Below are 11,539 nucleotides of genomic sequence, written 5' to 3' on the forward strand. Positions count from 1 at the left end.
GTTTTGGCGGTCAAACATGGTCATAATCCTGATGAAGTTGTATTGCTGAGTGAATTAACTTAGTAAAATCAACCTACATCATACAAAATCCACCATGACACCTACACAAGACCTCTCATTCCTCTCCCTAGTCCTTAATGCCAGCCTATTAGTACAGTTAGTAATGTTGTTATTACTAGCGATGTCGGTTGCCTCTTGGACCATCATTTTTAAGAAAACTGCCATTTTGCGGGGTGTCAGACGCGATACCGAGCGCTTTGAGCGCGACTTTTGGTCTGGTGGCGACCTCAATACCCTTTTAGATGCTGCTCAGCGTAATACCCGCAGCGATGCCGTCTTAGAGCACATCTTTGAAGCAGGTATGCAAGAGTTCATGAAAGTCCGTGAAATCGATGCTGCCCGCCGCGCCATGAAAGCCACCTACCAGCGTGAAATGGACATGCTAGAGGCCAACCTACCCTTCTTAGCCTCCGTGGGTTCAGTCTCACCTTATATCGGCCTCTTTGGTACCGTTTGGGGCATCATGCACGCCTTCCGCGGCCTGGCTAACGTACAAAATGCCACCCTGGCAGCTGTGGCCCCAGGTATTGCCGAAGCACTAGTTGCAACCGCGATTGGTCTATTTGCTGCGATTCCTGCAGTGGTCGCCTACAACCGTGCCGCAACCGATGTCGATCGCTTGGCAATTCGCTTTGAAACCTTTATTGAAGAGTTCACCAATATCTTGCAACGTCAGACTGCAGGTAAATAAGCATGGCTGGCTCACTCAGAAGATCTTCTAAGCGTCGGGCAATGTCCGACATTAATGTGGTGCCCTATATCGATGTGATGTTGGTATTACTGGTCATCTTTATGGTGACCGCACCTATGGTCAATCCAGGCGTGGTCAATCTCCCAACAGTTGGTGGTGCAAAAGTGCAATCGTTACCGCCAGTCTTTTTAACAATCGATGCCAATGAAAATGTCATCGTGCGCAAAGATGGAGATCCTGTTCAGACTTTAAATAAATTTGAGCTCGGCGCATTTGCACGTTCACAAGCAGAGAAGTCCGCCGAACAACCGGTTGTGCTTGCTGCAGATAAATCCATTAAATATGAAGTCGTGATGGATGTGATGTCCAAGCTAAAAGAAAATGGCGTGAAGCGTGTTGGCCTTGCCGTGAAGAGTCAGTAAGTCTCTTTGTCTTTTATCCATGAATAGCGCACAGACTTTTCACTCGAACTTTACTCGAGGCCGTCCTACTAAAAACGAAAGCACTAAACGTGCTTTTAGTTTTTCACTGGCTGCGCACTTAGGTTTACTTGCATTTTTGGTAATCGGCATTAGCTGGAACAACTCCACCCCCTCAGGAGTGGAAGTGGAGCTATGGGATGTCAGTCAGCAGGTAGAGACTCCTGTCGTTCCTGAAATCAAAACAGAGGTGAAAGAAGAGGCAGCTGACATCGCCATCAAGAAAAAGAAGGTTGAAAAAGAGCCTCCTAAAAAAGAGGTGAAAGAAACGCCCAAGCCGGTTCCTCCAACTAAGCCAACTCCACCTAAGGAGAAGGAAAAAGAGAAAGAAAAGCCTAAAAAAGTGGAGGCACCCAAAGTAGTTAGCCCTGCAGAAACCAAGGCTAATGCTGCTGCCGAGAAAGTTCGCGCAGACCAACTAGCTCGTCTTCGGGCTGCGGCTGGAGCTGAAGGTGGTAGTGGTGGCACTAGCGGTAGTGGTGTTGGTGGTGGTGGCAATGCGCCCCCTGGCTGGACTGATAAAGTCATTAAAAAGGTAAAACCTTTGATTGTCTTTAATCCAGAATCTATTAGCGGCAATCCAGCAGCTGTCGTTAAAGTCAATCTTGCTCCCGATGGCGCTATTTTGAGCACCAATATTTTGAGTTCCAGCGGTAATGCGGGATGGGATCGTGCGGTGCTACTGGCATTAACCCGCGCAGAAAGTTTGCCAAAAGACGACAATGGCAAAATCCCTCAAAGAGAAGTTAAGCTGACCTTCAAACCCAAGGACTAAAGCATGATGCAATTGCTACGAAAAACTCTGATCACTCTTTTAGCTATGATAGGAGCGCTCATTAGCGTGCTGGGATTCTCTTCTTCAGCTCTAGCGCAAATGAATATTCAAATTACCGGGGTAGGACAGTCGCTCTACCCGATTGCAGTGATGCGCTTTAAGGACGAAAGCAAATTACCCATCAGCGTGACTGATATCGTTCGTCAAGACTTAGCCCGCAGTGGTTACTTTAAAAATACAGAAAATGGCAACGCTTCTGAGAGTGATGAAGGCACACCGAACTACAACTCTTGGGCAGCACGAGGTGCAGATGCTTTAGCGGTAGGATCTGTTGTGCAGTCAGGCCCCAGTCAATTTGAAATTCGTTATTCCTTGTATGACATTCGAAAAGGTGAAAGCTTAGGCGGCTTAAACATTAACACCAGCGCCGATAATCTGCGTGCAGCAGCCCACAAAATCGCTGATGACATCATTTATAAATTATTAGGTGAGCGCGGCATCTTCTCAACACGCCTCTCTTACGTTATTAAGGAAGGCAAACGTTATCGCCTCGTGATTTCAGATGCAGATGGTCAAAACATTCGCAATGCGATGACCAGTGGAGAACCCATCATTTCCCCGTCGTGGTCACCTGATGGCAAAAAAGTAGCCTACGTTTCTTTTGAGGATCGCAAGCCGGTCATCTATGTCCATGAACTGGCAACGGGACGACGCTTTGCATTATCAAATCAAAAGGGTAATAACAGTGCGCCAGCTTGGTCGCCCGATGGCAAAAAATTAGCGGTCTCCCTGTCTAGAGACGGTAACACTCAGATCTACAGCATCAATGCCGATGGTAGTGGCTTACAGCGCCTGACTCGGGGTCGCACGATTGACACAGAGCCACAATACTCTGCTGATGGACGTTATATATACTTCACCAGTGATCGTGGTGGTAATCCACAGATTTATCGCATGAGTGCTGAAGGTGAGCAGGCTGAGGGGGCAAAACGAGTAAGCTTTAAACAAGGTTTTGTGACCTCTCCACGAATTTCTCCAGATGGTAAATATTTGGCATATATCGCCAATATTGGTGGCGCCTTTCGCCTTTACATTCTCAACCTAGCAACCGGGGATTCTCAAGCCTTGACTGATGGCAGTTCGGATGAGTCCCCTTCTTTTGCTGCGAATGGGCGCTACGTCCTTTATTCCACTAAAGTCGGTGGCAAGCGGGTATTGGCGGCAGTCTCTGTAGACGGCAACTCAAAACAGGTTCTTACTATCCCAGGGTCTGATGTGCGTCAGCCATCCTGGGGTCCTTTTATGGACTAAAACAACAGATTAAGGCAGACTCACTAAACGAGGGTCATAAGAAAATTTCTCAATTTTCTTAGCCTTGATCAGTTTTGTATCCGGATGCAAGGGATTAATCAATACGTTACTAGCTTGCGGTATGACGACTGAAGGCACAAAGAGTAAAGCACTCGCATTGGATTGCAGCCACTTCTCTCCTTTATCAATGCTCGCTGTTCCTGCCGGTAAAGCATCCCAACCAAATCCAGCAGTTTTGAAATTGAATTTCTTAGCCATGTCCCATACTTTTGTTGGGATATCAATGCGCACTAAATAGCGCTTTAAGGGAAGGCCTTGCGCATTGATATGTACTAAGGTCTCTAAACAAGCAAGGGCAATAGATTCAGAGGTATAGAGAACAGGTGTTCCTTTTTTATTCCATCTCCCGCCTGATTTTTTTGCCCCCTCGCCACTGAGATCATCCGCCTTAAAGGTAGGAGCATCCAAGGCAATTCTCCAAACGGCCTGAACACTCATGCGTATGCCCCAGTTTGAATTTTGGCAAGAAGATCGGAGATCATTTCCTGGCCAGAAACTGTGTCTAAGTAAGCCGAAGGCTTCTCACCACCCAACGCTGGAGACGGTTTTTCAAGCCAACTTGCTACCCACTTGGCAGCGTCAAAACCATCTGGGTTTCCTGACTCAGCAATCATTGACTCGACCTGCCCAACAAGCTTAGCCATACCAATCAAACGCTCACCTTGCTCAATCGGCAACATTTGGTTTGCGATGGATTTCTTATCAATTGTCGACTTTGGCAAATTCAAGAACTTAAATAAGGTTTCTTTTGTAATCCCCATCGAGTCAGAAATGACATTGATATATCTAGCAGGAACCCCCTCTCGAATCAACTTGATGCGATCAATAGGCTGAACTCGATAAATTTGAGCAAACGAAAAATCTGGCTTAGCTCCGGCAGCCAAGTTTTTGCGAATCACTTTTGTGGCGAGCTTTTTGGCGATGGCACTAGGCATCTATGATTCCTCATTTGAGCAATAATTTTACCTCATTTGAGGAGGAATGCAAATATGCCCCATAAAGTAAAAGAATAGGAAGCGTCATTTCTACCCAAATAAGCCAATCTTAGGGGCATAATATTGGCTATTAGCTTAATTAATTGCCTGTTTTGTATGAAAAAGGAAAGATCATGAAAATTTCTATCGCACGCCGTGTCGCAACGTTTGCTCTAGTAGGTGCAACGGCTGCATTTTTAGCAGCTTGCTCTGGCGTCAAATTGGATGATGTTGATAGTGCCAATGGTGGTGGCAGTGGTAACTTTGGCTCACAGCCATGGAATGATCCAAGCAGCCCGCTCTTCCAACGCAGTGTGTATTTTGATTTCAATGAGTACACAGTACAGACTAAATATCAAAAACAATTGTCTGCGCATGCAAGCTTCTTGAAAGCCAATCCAAAACAAAAAATCATCATTCAAGGCAATACTGATGATCGTGGCACCGCTGAGTACAACTTGGCATTAGGCCAGCGCCGCTCTGATGCCGTGCGCAAATCACTCAACTTGATGGGTGTTTCTGATGATCAGATGGAAGCAGTCAGCTTTGGTAAAGAAAAACCAAAAGCTGAAGGTGATACAGAAGCAGCTTGGGCTGAAAATCGCCGTGCTGATATTGTGTACATCACCAACTAATGCACGCTATGCAAAAGCAACCTTGTGGTATTAAAAAAACGCTCTCACGAGCGTTTTGTTTAAGTGCTTTTATCATTTTTTTGGGAACATCTACCAGCGCATGGGCGATCTTTGCCGATGATGACGCTCGCAAAGCTATTCTAGATTTAAGAAAATCACTCGCAACTACTCAGCTCGACTTACAAAATCAAATTGAAAAGTTAAAAACTGAAGTGGCTGAGCTACGAGGTAAGGTGGAAACTCTTGAAAAGCAAGGCGACGATATTAGTACAAGCCAAAAGACTTACTATGAAGATCTAGACAATCGCCTGGGTAATTTTGAGCCACGCACAGCAACCATTGAAGGTGTGAGTGGCACGGTCCAACCAGGTGAGAAAAAAGCCTACGATGATGCATTAAAGACCTTCCAGTCCGGAAACCTCAAAAAGGCAGATAGCGACTTCTCAGCTTTTGCTAAGAAATACTCGAATAGTCCTTATGCACCGCTAGCGCTCTTTTGGAGTGGAAATAGCAAATATGCAAATAAGGATTACACCGGTGCGATTGCTCAACTACAAAACCTCATTAAGCGTTTTCCGAATCATCCCCGCATTCCTGCAGCAATGTTAACGCTAGGCAATGCTCAATTAGAGAGTGGGAACAAGGCTGCGGCTAAAAAAACGTTCGCTGAAATCATCAGCAAGTATCCAGATACCGAGGCAGCAAAAGACGCACAGCAACTTCTTGCTGCAACGAAGTGATTCAATAAGCCAAGTAAAGAAAACGTTTCGTCATGTCATCGCTCTCTGCAGCTTTTCAGAGTATCGCTCCACGCACGCCGAGTGCACCAGCGGTGATTTTATTTTCGGGTGGCTTAGATTCGAGCACCATTCTGGCCTTGGCAAAAGATCTTGGTTACGCGCCCTACGTATTATCAGTGAGTTATGGCCAACGCCATTCTTCTGAGTTGGCGGCAGCAAAACATATTGCCAAGAAAATGGGTGTCATTTGTCATGAAGTTGTGAATTTAGACCTCACTCGCTTTGGTGGATCAGCACTGACGGACTCATCTATCGACATTCCCACTACCCCCGGTAAAGATTTGGAAATTCCGGTCACCTATGTGCCAGCACGTAATACGATTTTGCTATCGCTCGCTTTAGGGTGGGCTGAATCATTGGGTGGATTAGATATTTTTTATGGCGCTAATGCTGTCGACTACTCTGGCTACCCAGACTGTCGCCCAGAGTACGTCGCCTCATTTGAGGCTATGGCTAACCTCGCTACTAAGGCCGGTGTAGAAGCATTAAATAATGAGAATCGCTTTCGGGTTCATGCGCCAATCATTAGTATGAGCAAAGCAGAAATCATTCAATTGGGCACCACCCTAGGTGTTGATTACTCACAAACTGTTTCTTGCTATCAGGCGAATGACTTGGGTGAAGCTTGTGGTGAGTGCGAATCTTGCCGCCTACGACAGGCAGGTTTTAAGCAAGCAAAGCTTGGTGATCCAACGCGCTACCGAAGAAATTAATCTCAATCAGAGTAATTCCCCCGCTCAGGAAAGGGTTTGACTTTTTATAAAAAACACATAATAATGCACTAAATTATGGGTATTTTATTATGACAATTACGCAAACCATTCATGCCAAAACAACAGTCAGCATGACTGACCTTAGGCGTAATCCGAGCAAAATTTTAGAGATTGCTGGAGACCTACCCGTAGCCGTCCTGAATCACAATAAACCTGAAGCCTATTTATTGTCAGCAAAAGCATATGAAGCACTTCTTGACTTGGTGGATGATCTGTCACTCATCAAAGTCATTAAGGCACGCAGTACTGGAAAAACTGTGAAAGTAAAGCTTGAAGACCTATAGTCTTGAGTTCAATGTACTTGCTTTAAAAGAGTGGCAAAAATTAGATAACTCAGTTCGTAGCCAGTTCAAAAAACAGCTTGAGAAACGAATTCAGAATCCTAGAATTGCTTCTGCCAAGTTACATGGTGACTTAGATAATTTCTATAAAATTAAACTGGCTGCGCTTGGCTACAGGCTAGTTTATGAAGTTATAGATCATAGACTTATCGTTCTTATTATTGCAGTTGGAAAACGAAATCAGTCAGCTGTTTATAAAGAAGCTAGTAAAAGAAAATAATTACTTAGGCTGAGTTTCCATCATGCGCGCAACATAACGTGCAATTAAATCTACTTCTAGATTTACTACATCACCCTGCTTTAGCTTGCCCAAGGTTGTATTCTCAAGTGTATGGGGAATGATGTTGATATCCACTAAGCAAGCGTCTTGACTATCATGCGTTTTATTTACTGTGAGTGAAACACCATTCACAACAATCGATCCCTTGTATGCCAAGAATGGCGCCAATGACTTGGGAGCCTCAATTTGCAGCAGCCAAGAACCATAAGCATCGTCAGCGACAGTGGCAAAATGCGATACCTTACCAACACCATCCACATGACCACTCACCAAGTGACCACCCAAGCGATCATTGAGTCGCAAGGCTTTTTCTAGGTTCACTGGACCCACTTTATCTAAGCCAATCGTCTTGCTCAAAGACTCTCGTGAAATATCTAAAGCAAAAGTGGTGTCAGTCAAGTCAGTGGCTGTCATACAAGCACCCTGAATGGCAATACTGTCACCCAATGCAACATCATCAAGATATCCAGAGGGCACTTCTACCACCAAGTGCAGACCATCGCCTTTAGCTTGAACACTTTTAATTTGACCAACTGCCGTAATAATTCCAGTAAACATAGTAAGATCTTAAATAGGTTTTGTAATTTTCTTGAAGCGTTGTTTCTTGTTGTTTCTTGCTGTCTCTTGCTGTCTCTTGTTTATTACTTCTTAATCAGCCGCAAACGAAGATCAGGGCCAAACAAAGTTTGATCAATGATTTGCCAATCTTGACGTTGATCTAAAGCTGTCAATGAAGAGATGTTGGCCATACCAATACCATCACCCATAAAGAAGGGTGCGTAATAGAGCAAGAGTTCATCAACGCAGCCCTCTCTCAACAAAGATCCATTTAACTTAAATCCAGCCTCGACATGGATTTCATTCATGTGACGCTCTTTTGCTAAATACGAAAAGAGTTTTGGTAAATCTACTTTGCCGTTAGCGTTAGTCATGGCAATCACTTCAACGCCAAGAGCCTCAAATGATTTTGACTTATCTTGACTCTCCTGAGAATCCAATGAGGCACAAACCAAGATCACGCCCGATGCATTGGGTTTGCTCAACACCTTTGCGCTGAGGGGTGTCTCGAGCTTGGAGTCCACAATAATTCTCCAAGGCTGGCGCTCGGTAATGATATCCCGCACATTAAGACTTGGATCATCCTCTTTAACGGTTCCTACCCCAGTTAATATCGCACAGGCTTGAGCGCGCCAATGATGGCCATCTGCCCTAGCTAAGGCTCCGGTAATCCATTGACTTTGGCCATTAGGCAAAGCTGTCTTGCCATCTAAGCTGGCAGCAATCTTCATGCGAACCCAAGGCAAACCTCGAGTCATCCTAGAAATAAACCCGGGGTTTAATGCTTGGGCCTCAGATTCCAATAAACCACAACGCACATCAATTCCCGCAGTCTTTAATCGCTCCAGCCCTTTGCCTGCTACCAGGGGGTTAGGATCAGACATGGCTGCAATCACCATGGCTGGCTTGACTGCAATCAAGGCATCGACACAAGGCGGCGTTCTACCAGTGTGGTTACAGGGCTCCAAGGTCACATAGATCGTTGATCCTGCCGGATCTATCCCTTTTGACTTCACATCAGCCAAAGCCTCAACTTCCGCATGAGGACCGCCCACCCTTTGGGTATGCCCGCGCCCAATCACTTCTCCATCCTTCACAATGAGACATCCTACCCGGGGATTGGGATTTGATAGATAAAGGGCGTGCTGAGCCTCGGCTAATGCCTGACTCATAAATTGATGGTCAACTGCGGTGTACATGGGTCTATTAAAACCGATTGTGGGCAGAAGCAGCAAATTTACCCATCCTACCTACAGTCTTTGGAGTCCTTGCTGGGATCACAAATTCGCCACCGACCCCCGCTGCCCAATATGAGCTGCCGCTCAAGCCTAGGATCTCGGTCATGACTCAGTATCAGACGATTAGCGACAAAGCCGCCTTGGGCTGTTTTTGCAGCTCCGGCAGCATTAAACAAAATACCTCTCTTCGATGTGTGAGGGTCAATAAACTGCTTACCCCCACCCTGGAAATACACCCGAGCAAGATCTCCCTGGGAAATCCAGCTCCGTTCAATACAGCCTGCATTTGCTTGGCGATCATTACAAACGCTCTTCACCACCCAACCCTCTTCCCAAAGACCCCCATTTAAAGGAGTAATGCGTACAGGCGCCCCCAACATTAATGCTTGAGCTCTTGCAAAGTGGGCATGCGCAATAAAGCGCCTGGCAATGGTATCGATGTCTCGGGCGGCCATTTGCTCATGTAATAGAGGTAATGTCGATATTGCAATGATGGCAATGATCAACACAACGGCTATCAACTCCAACAAGCTATAACCTTGATCTTGCTTATTCAAAATTCTGTCGCCAATTTAATCGTGTAGTCATATTGGTTTTTTCATCCAGAAATATGAGGACTTCCAATCTAGGTTTTGACTTGCTAGAAATCAACCAAATATTTTTTCCGGCTGACTGTATATAGCAAGCAGGATGTTCTAGGGCAGCGATATTGGATAGATGCTGCTCGCATTCAAATAAGGATTGTTCAGCAGCAATAAATTCTTTTTGAGCTTCTGCATAAGTATTGACGCTCATGACTTCAAGTGCAGCCAAACGCTCTAACTGCATTACCAGTATAGAGAGCAGCGTCAGTAGCGATATGACCCAAGCAATTATCAAAATAGATTCATAGCAGATTACGAGCGGTAAATGTTCTCTCAAACTTCTGGTGCATGGATACGCCATCAGTCATCTCCAGCTTTATCTTAAAGGCCTTGCCAGCACTCGCTGGAAGCGATTCAAAGGAAAGATGGTGAATACCATTCATTAAGGTCGTATTTTGGATTCGCCCTTGGCGATCAAGTGACTGACAGATTAATGAGCCTCCGTTCACCTTTGCGCCTTTGGGTGCAGATGCTTGTCGATCTACCAAGAATCCTTGCTGCGCTAAATTATTTTTAGTGCGCTCTTTTGACAAAGTATTGCCAATGCAATCAAAGTCCACTCCTTGAGAAACCTCCTGCTTCACAATAAGTGAATCGGATCCTCGATAGCCATTATTTTTATGAACCTGAATGTAAGTATTCGAAGAAGAATTCTGATTTATAGATGCAATTGCTGAATGGGCATTACGATACCCAGCCATCCGAATTGCGCGCCCGATTAATTCCAGTGCACGATCTGCTTCTGCAGTCATAGACTGTAATTTTTCATACTGAATTTGCTTGGCGATGAACTCACCACTATTTTTGATGAGTGGCGCGACGAGGACTAGGGAGAGGGCGAGACCGACGAGACATTCCAATAGATTCATCCGCTAGCTTTCCTGAAGTTGGGCTTGAGTTATTTCTTTGTGCAGCCGTCAAAATAGCGAGCTCATGCCTATCGATCTCTTTACGAAGCTCAACTCTTTTCTCCTGCAGTTGACCTAAACGCAAAATCATCCCTTGGTAGATAGTGCTCAAACCCACCCAAGCGCTTGCTACCAAACTCATTGCCACCAGGACCTCTAATAAGATGAATCCATTGAGCTTGGCGTTTGATCGATGCAGTGGACGAGGCAGTGGAGATTTTTGAATTCGAGAGTGCATAGGGCATTTTCTCGGGACTTGAGACGCAAAAACAGGCTTTTCATGGGTGCTTGCTGTCAGAAAAACTGGATATTGCTCCAATATCGACCGCAGGATCCCAGGCCAAAGCCCGAAACCCCCTCCTAGCTTAAAATAGAGGGCTATGCAAAATAACCTCGCCTCCACAGAAGAAATCGTTGCTGAGCTTAAGGCCGGCAAGATGGTCATTCTGGTCGATGAAGAAGATCGCGAGAATGAAGGTGACTTAGTGCTTGCTGCAGATCATGTCACTCCAGAGGCCGTGAATTTCATGGCTAAGCATGGTCGTGGCTTAATTTGTCTGACTTTGACGCGTGAGCGCTGCCAACAAATTAACCTGCCTCTCATGGTGCGGGACAACGGCACCTCCATGGGGACCAACTTTACAGTTTCAATTGAAGCAGCTAGTGGCGTTACCACCGGAATTTCCGCGGCAGACCGCGCCCATACTATTAAAACGGCGGTTGCTGCAAATGCAAAACCCAACGATCTAGTTCAGCCAGGCCACATCTTTCCTTTGATGGCACAACCTGGGGGTGTGTTGATCCGCTCAGGCCATACAGAAGCAGGTTGTGATTTAGCTGCCATGGCTGGTTGCTCACCTACCGCTGTCATTTGCGAGATCATGAAAGATGATGGCAGTATGGCGCGCTTGCCAGACTTGCTCGAGTTTGCAAAAGAACATCAATTAAAGATTGGCAGCATAGCCGACCTCATCAAATACCGTAGCCAGCATGAAAGCATTGTGGTGCGTGA

Annotated in this window: 18 protein-coding genes; 10 read left to right on the top strand and 8 right to left on the bottom strand. The window is 45.7% G+C overall.

Annotated features, from left to right (window positions below; genetic code table 11):
* Nucleotides 1–94: 94 nt before the first annotated feature.
* Genes tolQ through tolB form a run of 4 tightly spaced genes read left to right on the top strand, consistent with a single transcriptional unit; the run spans nucleotide 95 to nucleotide 3,316 of the window.
* Entirely contained in the window at nucleotides 95–751 is a 657-nt protein-coding gene (gene tolQ / locus B7X71_RS07065; protein ID WP_293600427.1) for a protein TolQ, read from the top strand.
* Between the two features lie 2 nt (nucleotides 752–753).
* Nucleotides 754–1,173, top strand: a complete 420-nt coding sequence (locus B7X71_RS07070) for an ExbD/TolR family protein (protein WP_293600428.1) — start codon at nucleotides 754–756, stop codon at nucleotides 1,171–1,173.
* A gap of 19 nt (nucleotides 1,174–1,192) precedes the next feature.
* On the top strand, nucleotides 1,193–2,005 hold the full coding sequence (locus B7X71_RS07075; protein WP_293600429.1) for an energy transducer TonB: 813 nt from the start codon (nucleotides 1,193–1,195) through the stop codon (nucleotides 2,003–2,005).
* 45 nt (nucleotides 2,006–2,050) lie between these two features.
* Entirely contained in the window at nucleotides 2,051–3,316 is a 1,266-nt protein-coding gene (gene tolB / locus B7X71_RS07080; RefSeq protein WP_293600443.1) for a Tol-Pal system beta propeller repeat protein TolB, read from the top strand.
* A 9-nt stretch (nucleotides 3,317–3,325) separates the two neighbouring features.
* On the opposite strand, the gene B7X71_RS07085 is transcribed toward tolB, so the two are convergent.
* Both B7X71_RS07085 and B7X71_RS07090 read right to left on the bottom strand, forming a co-directional pair.
* Nucleotides 3,326–3,814, bottom strand: a complete 489-nt coding sequence (locus B7X71_RS07085; protein ID WP_293600430.1) for an RES family NAD+ phosphorylase — start codon at nucleotides 3,812–3,814, stop codon at nucleotides 3,326–3,328.
* Complete coding sequence (locus tag B7X71_RS07090; protein WP_293600431.1) at nucleotides 3,811–4,311, bottom strand: antitoxin Xre-like helix-turn-helix domain-containing protein; 501 nt, start codon at nucleotides 4,309–4,311, stop codon at nucleotides 3,811–3,813. Before B7X71_RS07090 ends, B7X71_RS07085 begins: the two co-directional genes overlap by 4 nt.
* A gap of 173 nt (nucleotides 4,312–4,484) precedes the next feature.
* On the opposite strand from B7X71_RS07090, the gene pal reads away from it, so the two are divergent.
* The 5 genes from pal (at nucleotide 4,485) to B7X71_RS07115 (ending at nucleotide 7,119) form a co-directional block, all read left to right on the top strand.
* Nucleotides 4,485–4,985, top strand: coding sequence for a peptidoglycan-associated lipoprotein Pal (gene pal, locus B7X71_RS07095; protein ID WP_293600432.1), 501 nt, complete (start codon nucleotides 4,485–4,487; stop codon nucleotides 4,983–4,985).
* Nucleotides 4,986–5,065: 80 nt separating this feature from the next.
* Nucleotides 5,066–5,725, top strand: coding sequence for a tol-pal system protein YbgF (ybgF, locus tag B7X71_RS07100; protein ID WP_293600433.1), 660 nt, complete (start codon nucleotides 5,066–5,068; stop codon nucleotides 5,723–5,725).
* A gap of 32 nt (nucleotides 5,726–5,757) precedes the next feature.
* Nucleotides 5,758–6,498 carry a 7-cyano-7-deazaguanine synthase QueC gene (gene queC / locus B7X71_RS07105; protein ID WP_293600434.1) on the top strand — a complete coding sequence of 247 codons (741 nt, stop codon included), beginning with the start codon at nucleotides 5,758–5,760 and terminating at the stop codon, nucleotides 6,496–6,498.
* 89 nt (nucleotides 6,499–6,587) lie between these two features.
* A complete protein-coding gene (locus B7X71_RS07110) occupies nucleotides 6,588–6,842 on the top strand; it encodes a type II toxin-antitoxin system prevent-host-death family antitoxin (protein WP_215302514.1) in 255 nt (84 codons plus the stop codon).
* The gene (locus B7X71_RS07115) at nucleotides 6,829–7,119 is read left to right on the top strand and encodes a type II toxin-antitoxin system RelE/ParE family toxin (RefSeq protein WP_293600435.1); all 291 of its coding nucleotides are present in this window, start codon (nucleotides 6,829–6,831) and stop codon (nucleotides 7,117–7,119) included. Before B7X71_RS07110 ends, B7X71_RS07115 begins: the two co-directional genes overlap by 14 nt.
* Here B7X71_RS07115 and B7X71_RS07120 read toward each other — a convergent pair whose 3' ends face one another.
* The 6 genes from B7X71_RS07120 to B7X71_RS07145 all read right to left on the bottom strand — a co-directional run bounded on the left by B7X71_RS07120 (nucleotide 7,120) and on the right by B7X71_RS07145 (nucleotide 10,765).
* The gene (locus tag B7X71_RS07120; protein WP_293600436.1) at nucleotides 7,120–7,737 is read right to left on the bottom strand and encodes a riboflavin synthase; all 618 of its coding nucleotides are present in this window, start codon (nucleotides 7,735–7,737) and stop codon (nucleotides 7,120–7,122) included. It lies immediately after the preceding gene.
* A gap of 83 nt (nucleotides 7,738–7,820) precedes the next feature.
* Complete coding sequence (ribD, locus tag B7X71_RS07125; RefSeq protein ID WP_293600437.1) at nucleotides 7,821–8,936, bottom strand: bifunctional diaminohydroxyphosphoribosylaminopyrimidine deaminase/5-amino-6-(5-phosphoribosylamino)uracil reductase RibD; 1,116 nt, start codon at nucleotides 8,934–8,936, stop codon at nucleotides 7,821–7,823.
* 47 nt (nucleotides 8,937–8,983) lie between these two features.
* Nucleotides 8,984–9,532 (bottom strand): GspH/FimT family protein, encoded by a 549-nt coding sequence (locus B7X71_RS07130; RefSeq protein WP_293600438.1) that lies wholly within the window; start codon nucleotides 9,530–9,532, stop codon nucleotides 8,984–8,986.
* Nucleotides 9,525–9,803 (bottom strand): hypothetical protein, encoded by a 279-nt coding sequence (locus tag B7X71_RS07135; RefSeq protein WP_293600439.1) that lies wholly within the window; start codon nucleotides 9,801–9,803, stop codon nucleotides 9,525–9,527. The genes B7X71_RS07130 and B7X71_RS07135 overlap by 8 nt, the downstream gene beginning before the upstream one ends.
* A gap of 58 nt (nucleotides 9,804–9,861) precedes the next feature.
* Nucleotides 9,862–10,488 carry a hypothetical protein gene (locus B7X71_RS07140; protein ID WP_293600440.1) on the bottom strand — a complete coding sequence of 209 codons (627 nt, stop codon included), beginning with the start codon at nucleotides 10,486–10,488 and terminating at the stop codon, nucleotides 9,862–9,864.
* Nucleotides 10,418–10,765, bottom strand: coding sequence for a hypothetical protein (locus tag B7X71_RS07145; protein ID WP_293600441.1), 348 nt, complete (start codon nucleotides 10,763–10,765; stop codon nucleotides 10,418–10,420). The genes B7X71_RS07140 and B7X71_RS07145 overlap by 71 nt, the downstream gene beginning before the upstream one ends.
* A gap of 142 nt (nucleotides 10,766–10,907) precedes the next feature.
* On the opposite strand from B7X71_RS07145, the gene ribB reads away from it, so the two are divergent.
* Nucleotides 10,908–11,539, top strand: a 632-nt coding sequence (gene ribB / locus B7X71_RS07150; protein WP_293600442.1) for a 3,4-dihydroxy-2-butanone-4-phosphate synthase, incomplete at its 3' end; no start/stop codon positions are given.

This window comes from Polynucleobacter sp. 39-46-10, from assembly GCF_002282275.1.

What these genes read in the sequence shown, in the direction of transcription:
- ribD (WP_293600437.1), bottom strand. Translation starts at nt 8,936, where the DNA reads ATGTACACCGCAGTTGACCATCAATTTATGAGTCAGGCATTAGCCGAG.
- B7X71_RS07075 (WP_293600429.1), top strand. Translation starts at nt 1,193, where the DNA reads ATGAATAGCGCACAGACTTTTCACTCGAACTTTACTCGAGGCCGTCCT.
- B7X71_RS07120 (WP_293600436.1), bottom strand. Translation starts at nt 7,737, where the DNA reads ATGTTTACTGGAATTATTACGGCAGTTGGTCAAATTAAAAGTGTTCAA.
- B7X71_RS07090 (WP_293600431.1), bottom strand. Translation starts at nt 4,311, where the DNA reads ATGCCTAGTGCCATCGCCAAAAAGCTCGCCACAAAAGTGATTCGCAAA.
- pal (WP_293600432.1), top strand. Translation starts at nt 4,485, where the DNA reads ATGAAAATTTCTATCGCACGCCGTGTCGCAACGTTTGCTCTAGTAGGT.
- tolB (WP_293600443.1), top strand. Translation starts at nt 2,051, where the DNA reads ATGATAGGAGCGCTCATTAGCGTGCTGGGATTCTCTTCTTCAGCTCTA.
- tolQ (WP_293600427.1), top strand. Translation starts at nt 95, where the DNA reads ATGACACCTACACAAGACCTCTCATTCCTCTCCCTAGTCCTTAATGCC.
- B7X71_RS07110 (WP_215302514.1), top strand. Translation starts at nt 6,588, where the DNA reads ATGACAATTACGCAAACCATTCATGCCAAAACAACAGTCAGCATGACT.
- B7X71_RS07085 (WP_293600430.1), bottom strand. Translation starts at nt 3,814, where the DNA reads ATGAGTGTTCAGGCCGTTTGGAGAATTGCCTTGGATGCTCCTACCTTT.
- B7X71_RS07135 (WP_293600439.1), bottom strand. Translation starts at nt 9,803, where the DNA reads ATGCAGTTAGAGCGTTTGGCTGCACTTGAAGTCATGAGCGTCAATACT.
- queC (WP_293600434.1), top strand. Translation starts at nt 5,758, where the DNA reads ATGTCATCGCTCTCTGCAGCTTTTCAGAGTATCGCTCCACGCACGCCG.
- B7X71_RS07070 (WP_293600428.1), top strand. Translation starts at nt 754, where the DNA reads ATGGCTGGCTCACTCAGAAGATCTTCTAAGCGTCGGGCAATGTCCGAC.
- B7X71_RS07140 (WP_293600440.1), bottom strand. Translation starts at nt 10,488, where the DNA reads ATGAATCTATTGGAATGTCTCGTCGGTCTCGCCCTCTCCCTAGTCCTC.
- B7X71_RS07145 (WP_293600441.1), bottom strand. Translation starts at nt 10,765, where the DNA reads ATGCACTCTCGAATTCAAAAATCTCCACTGCCTCGTCCACTGCATCGA.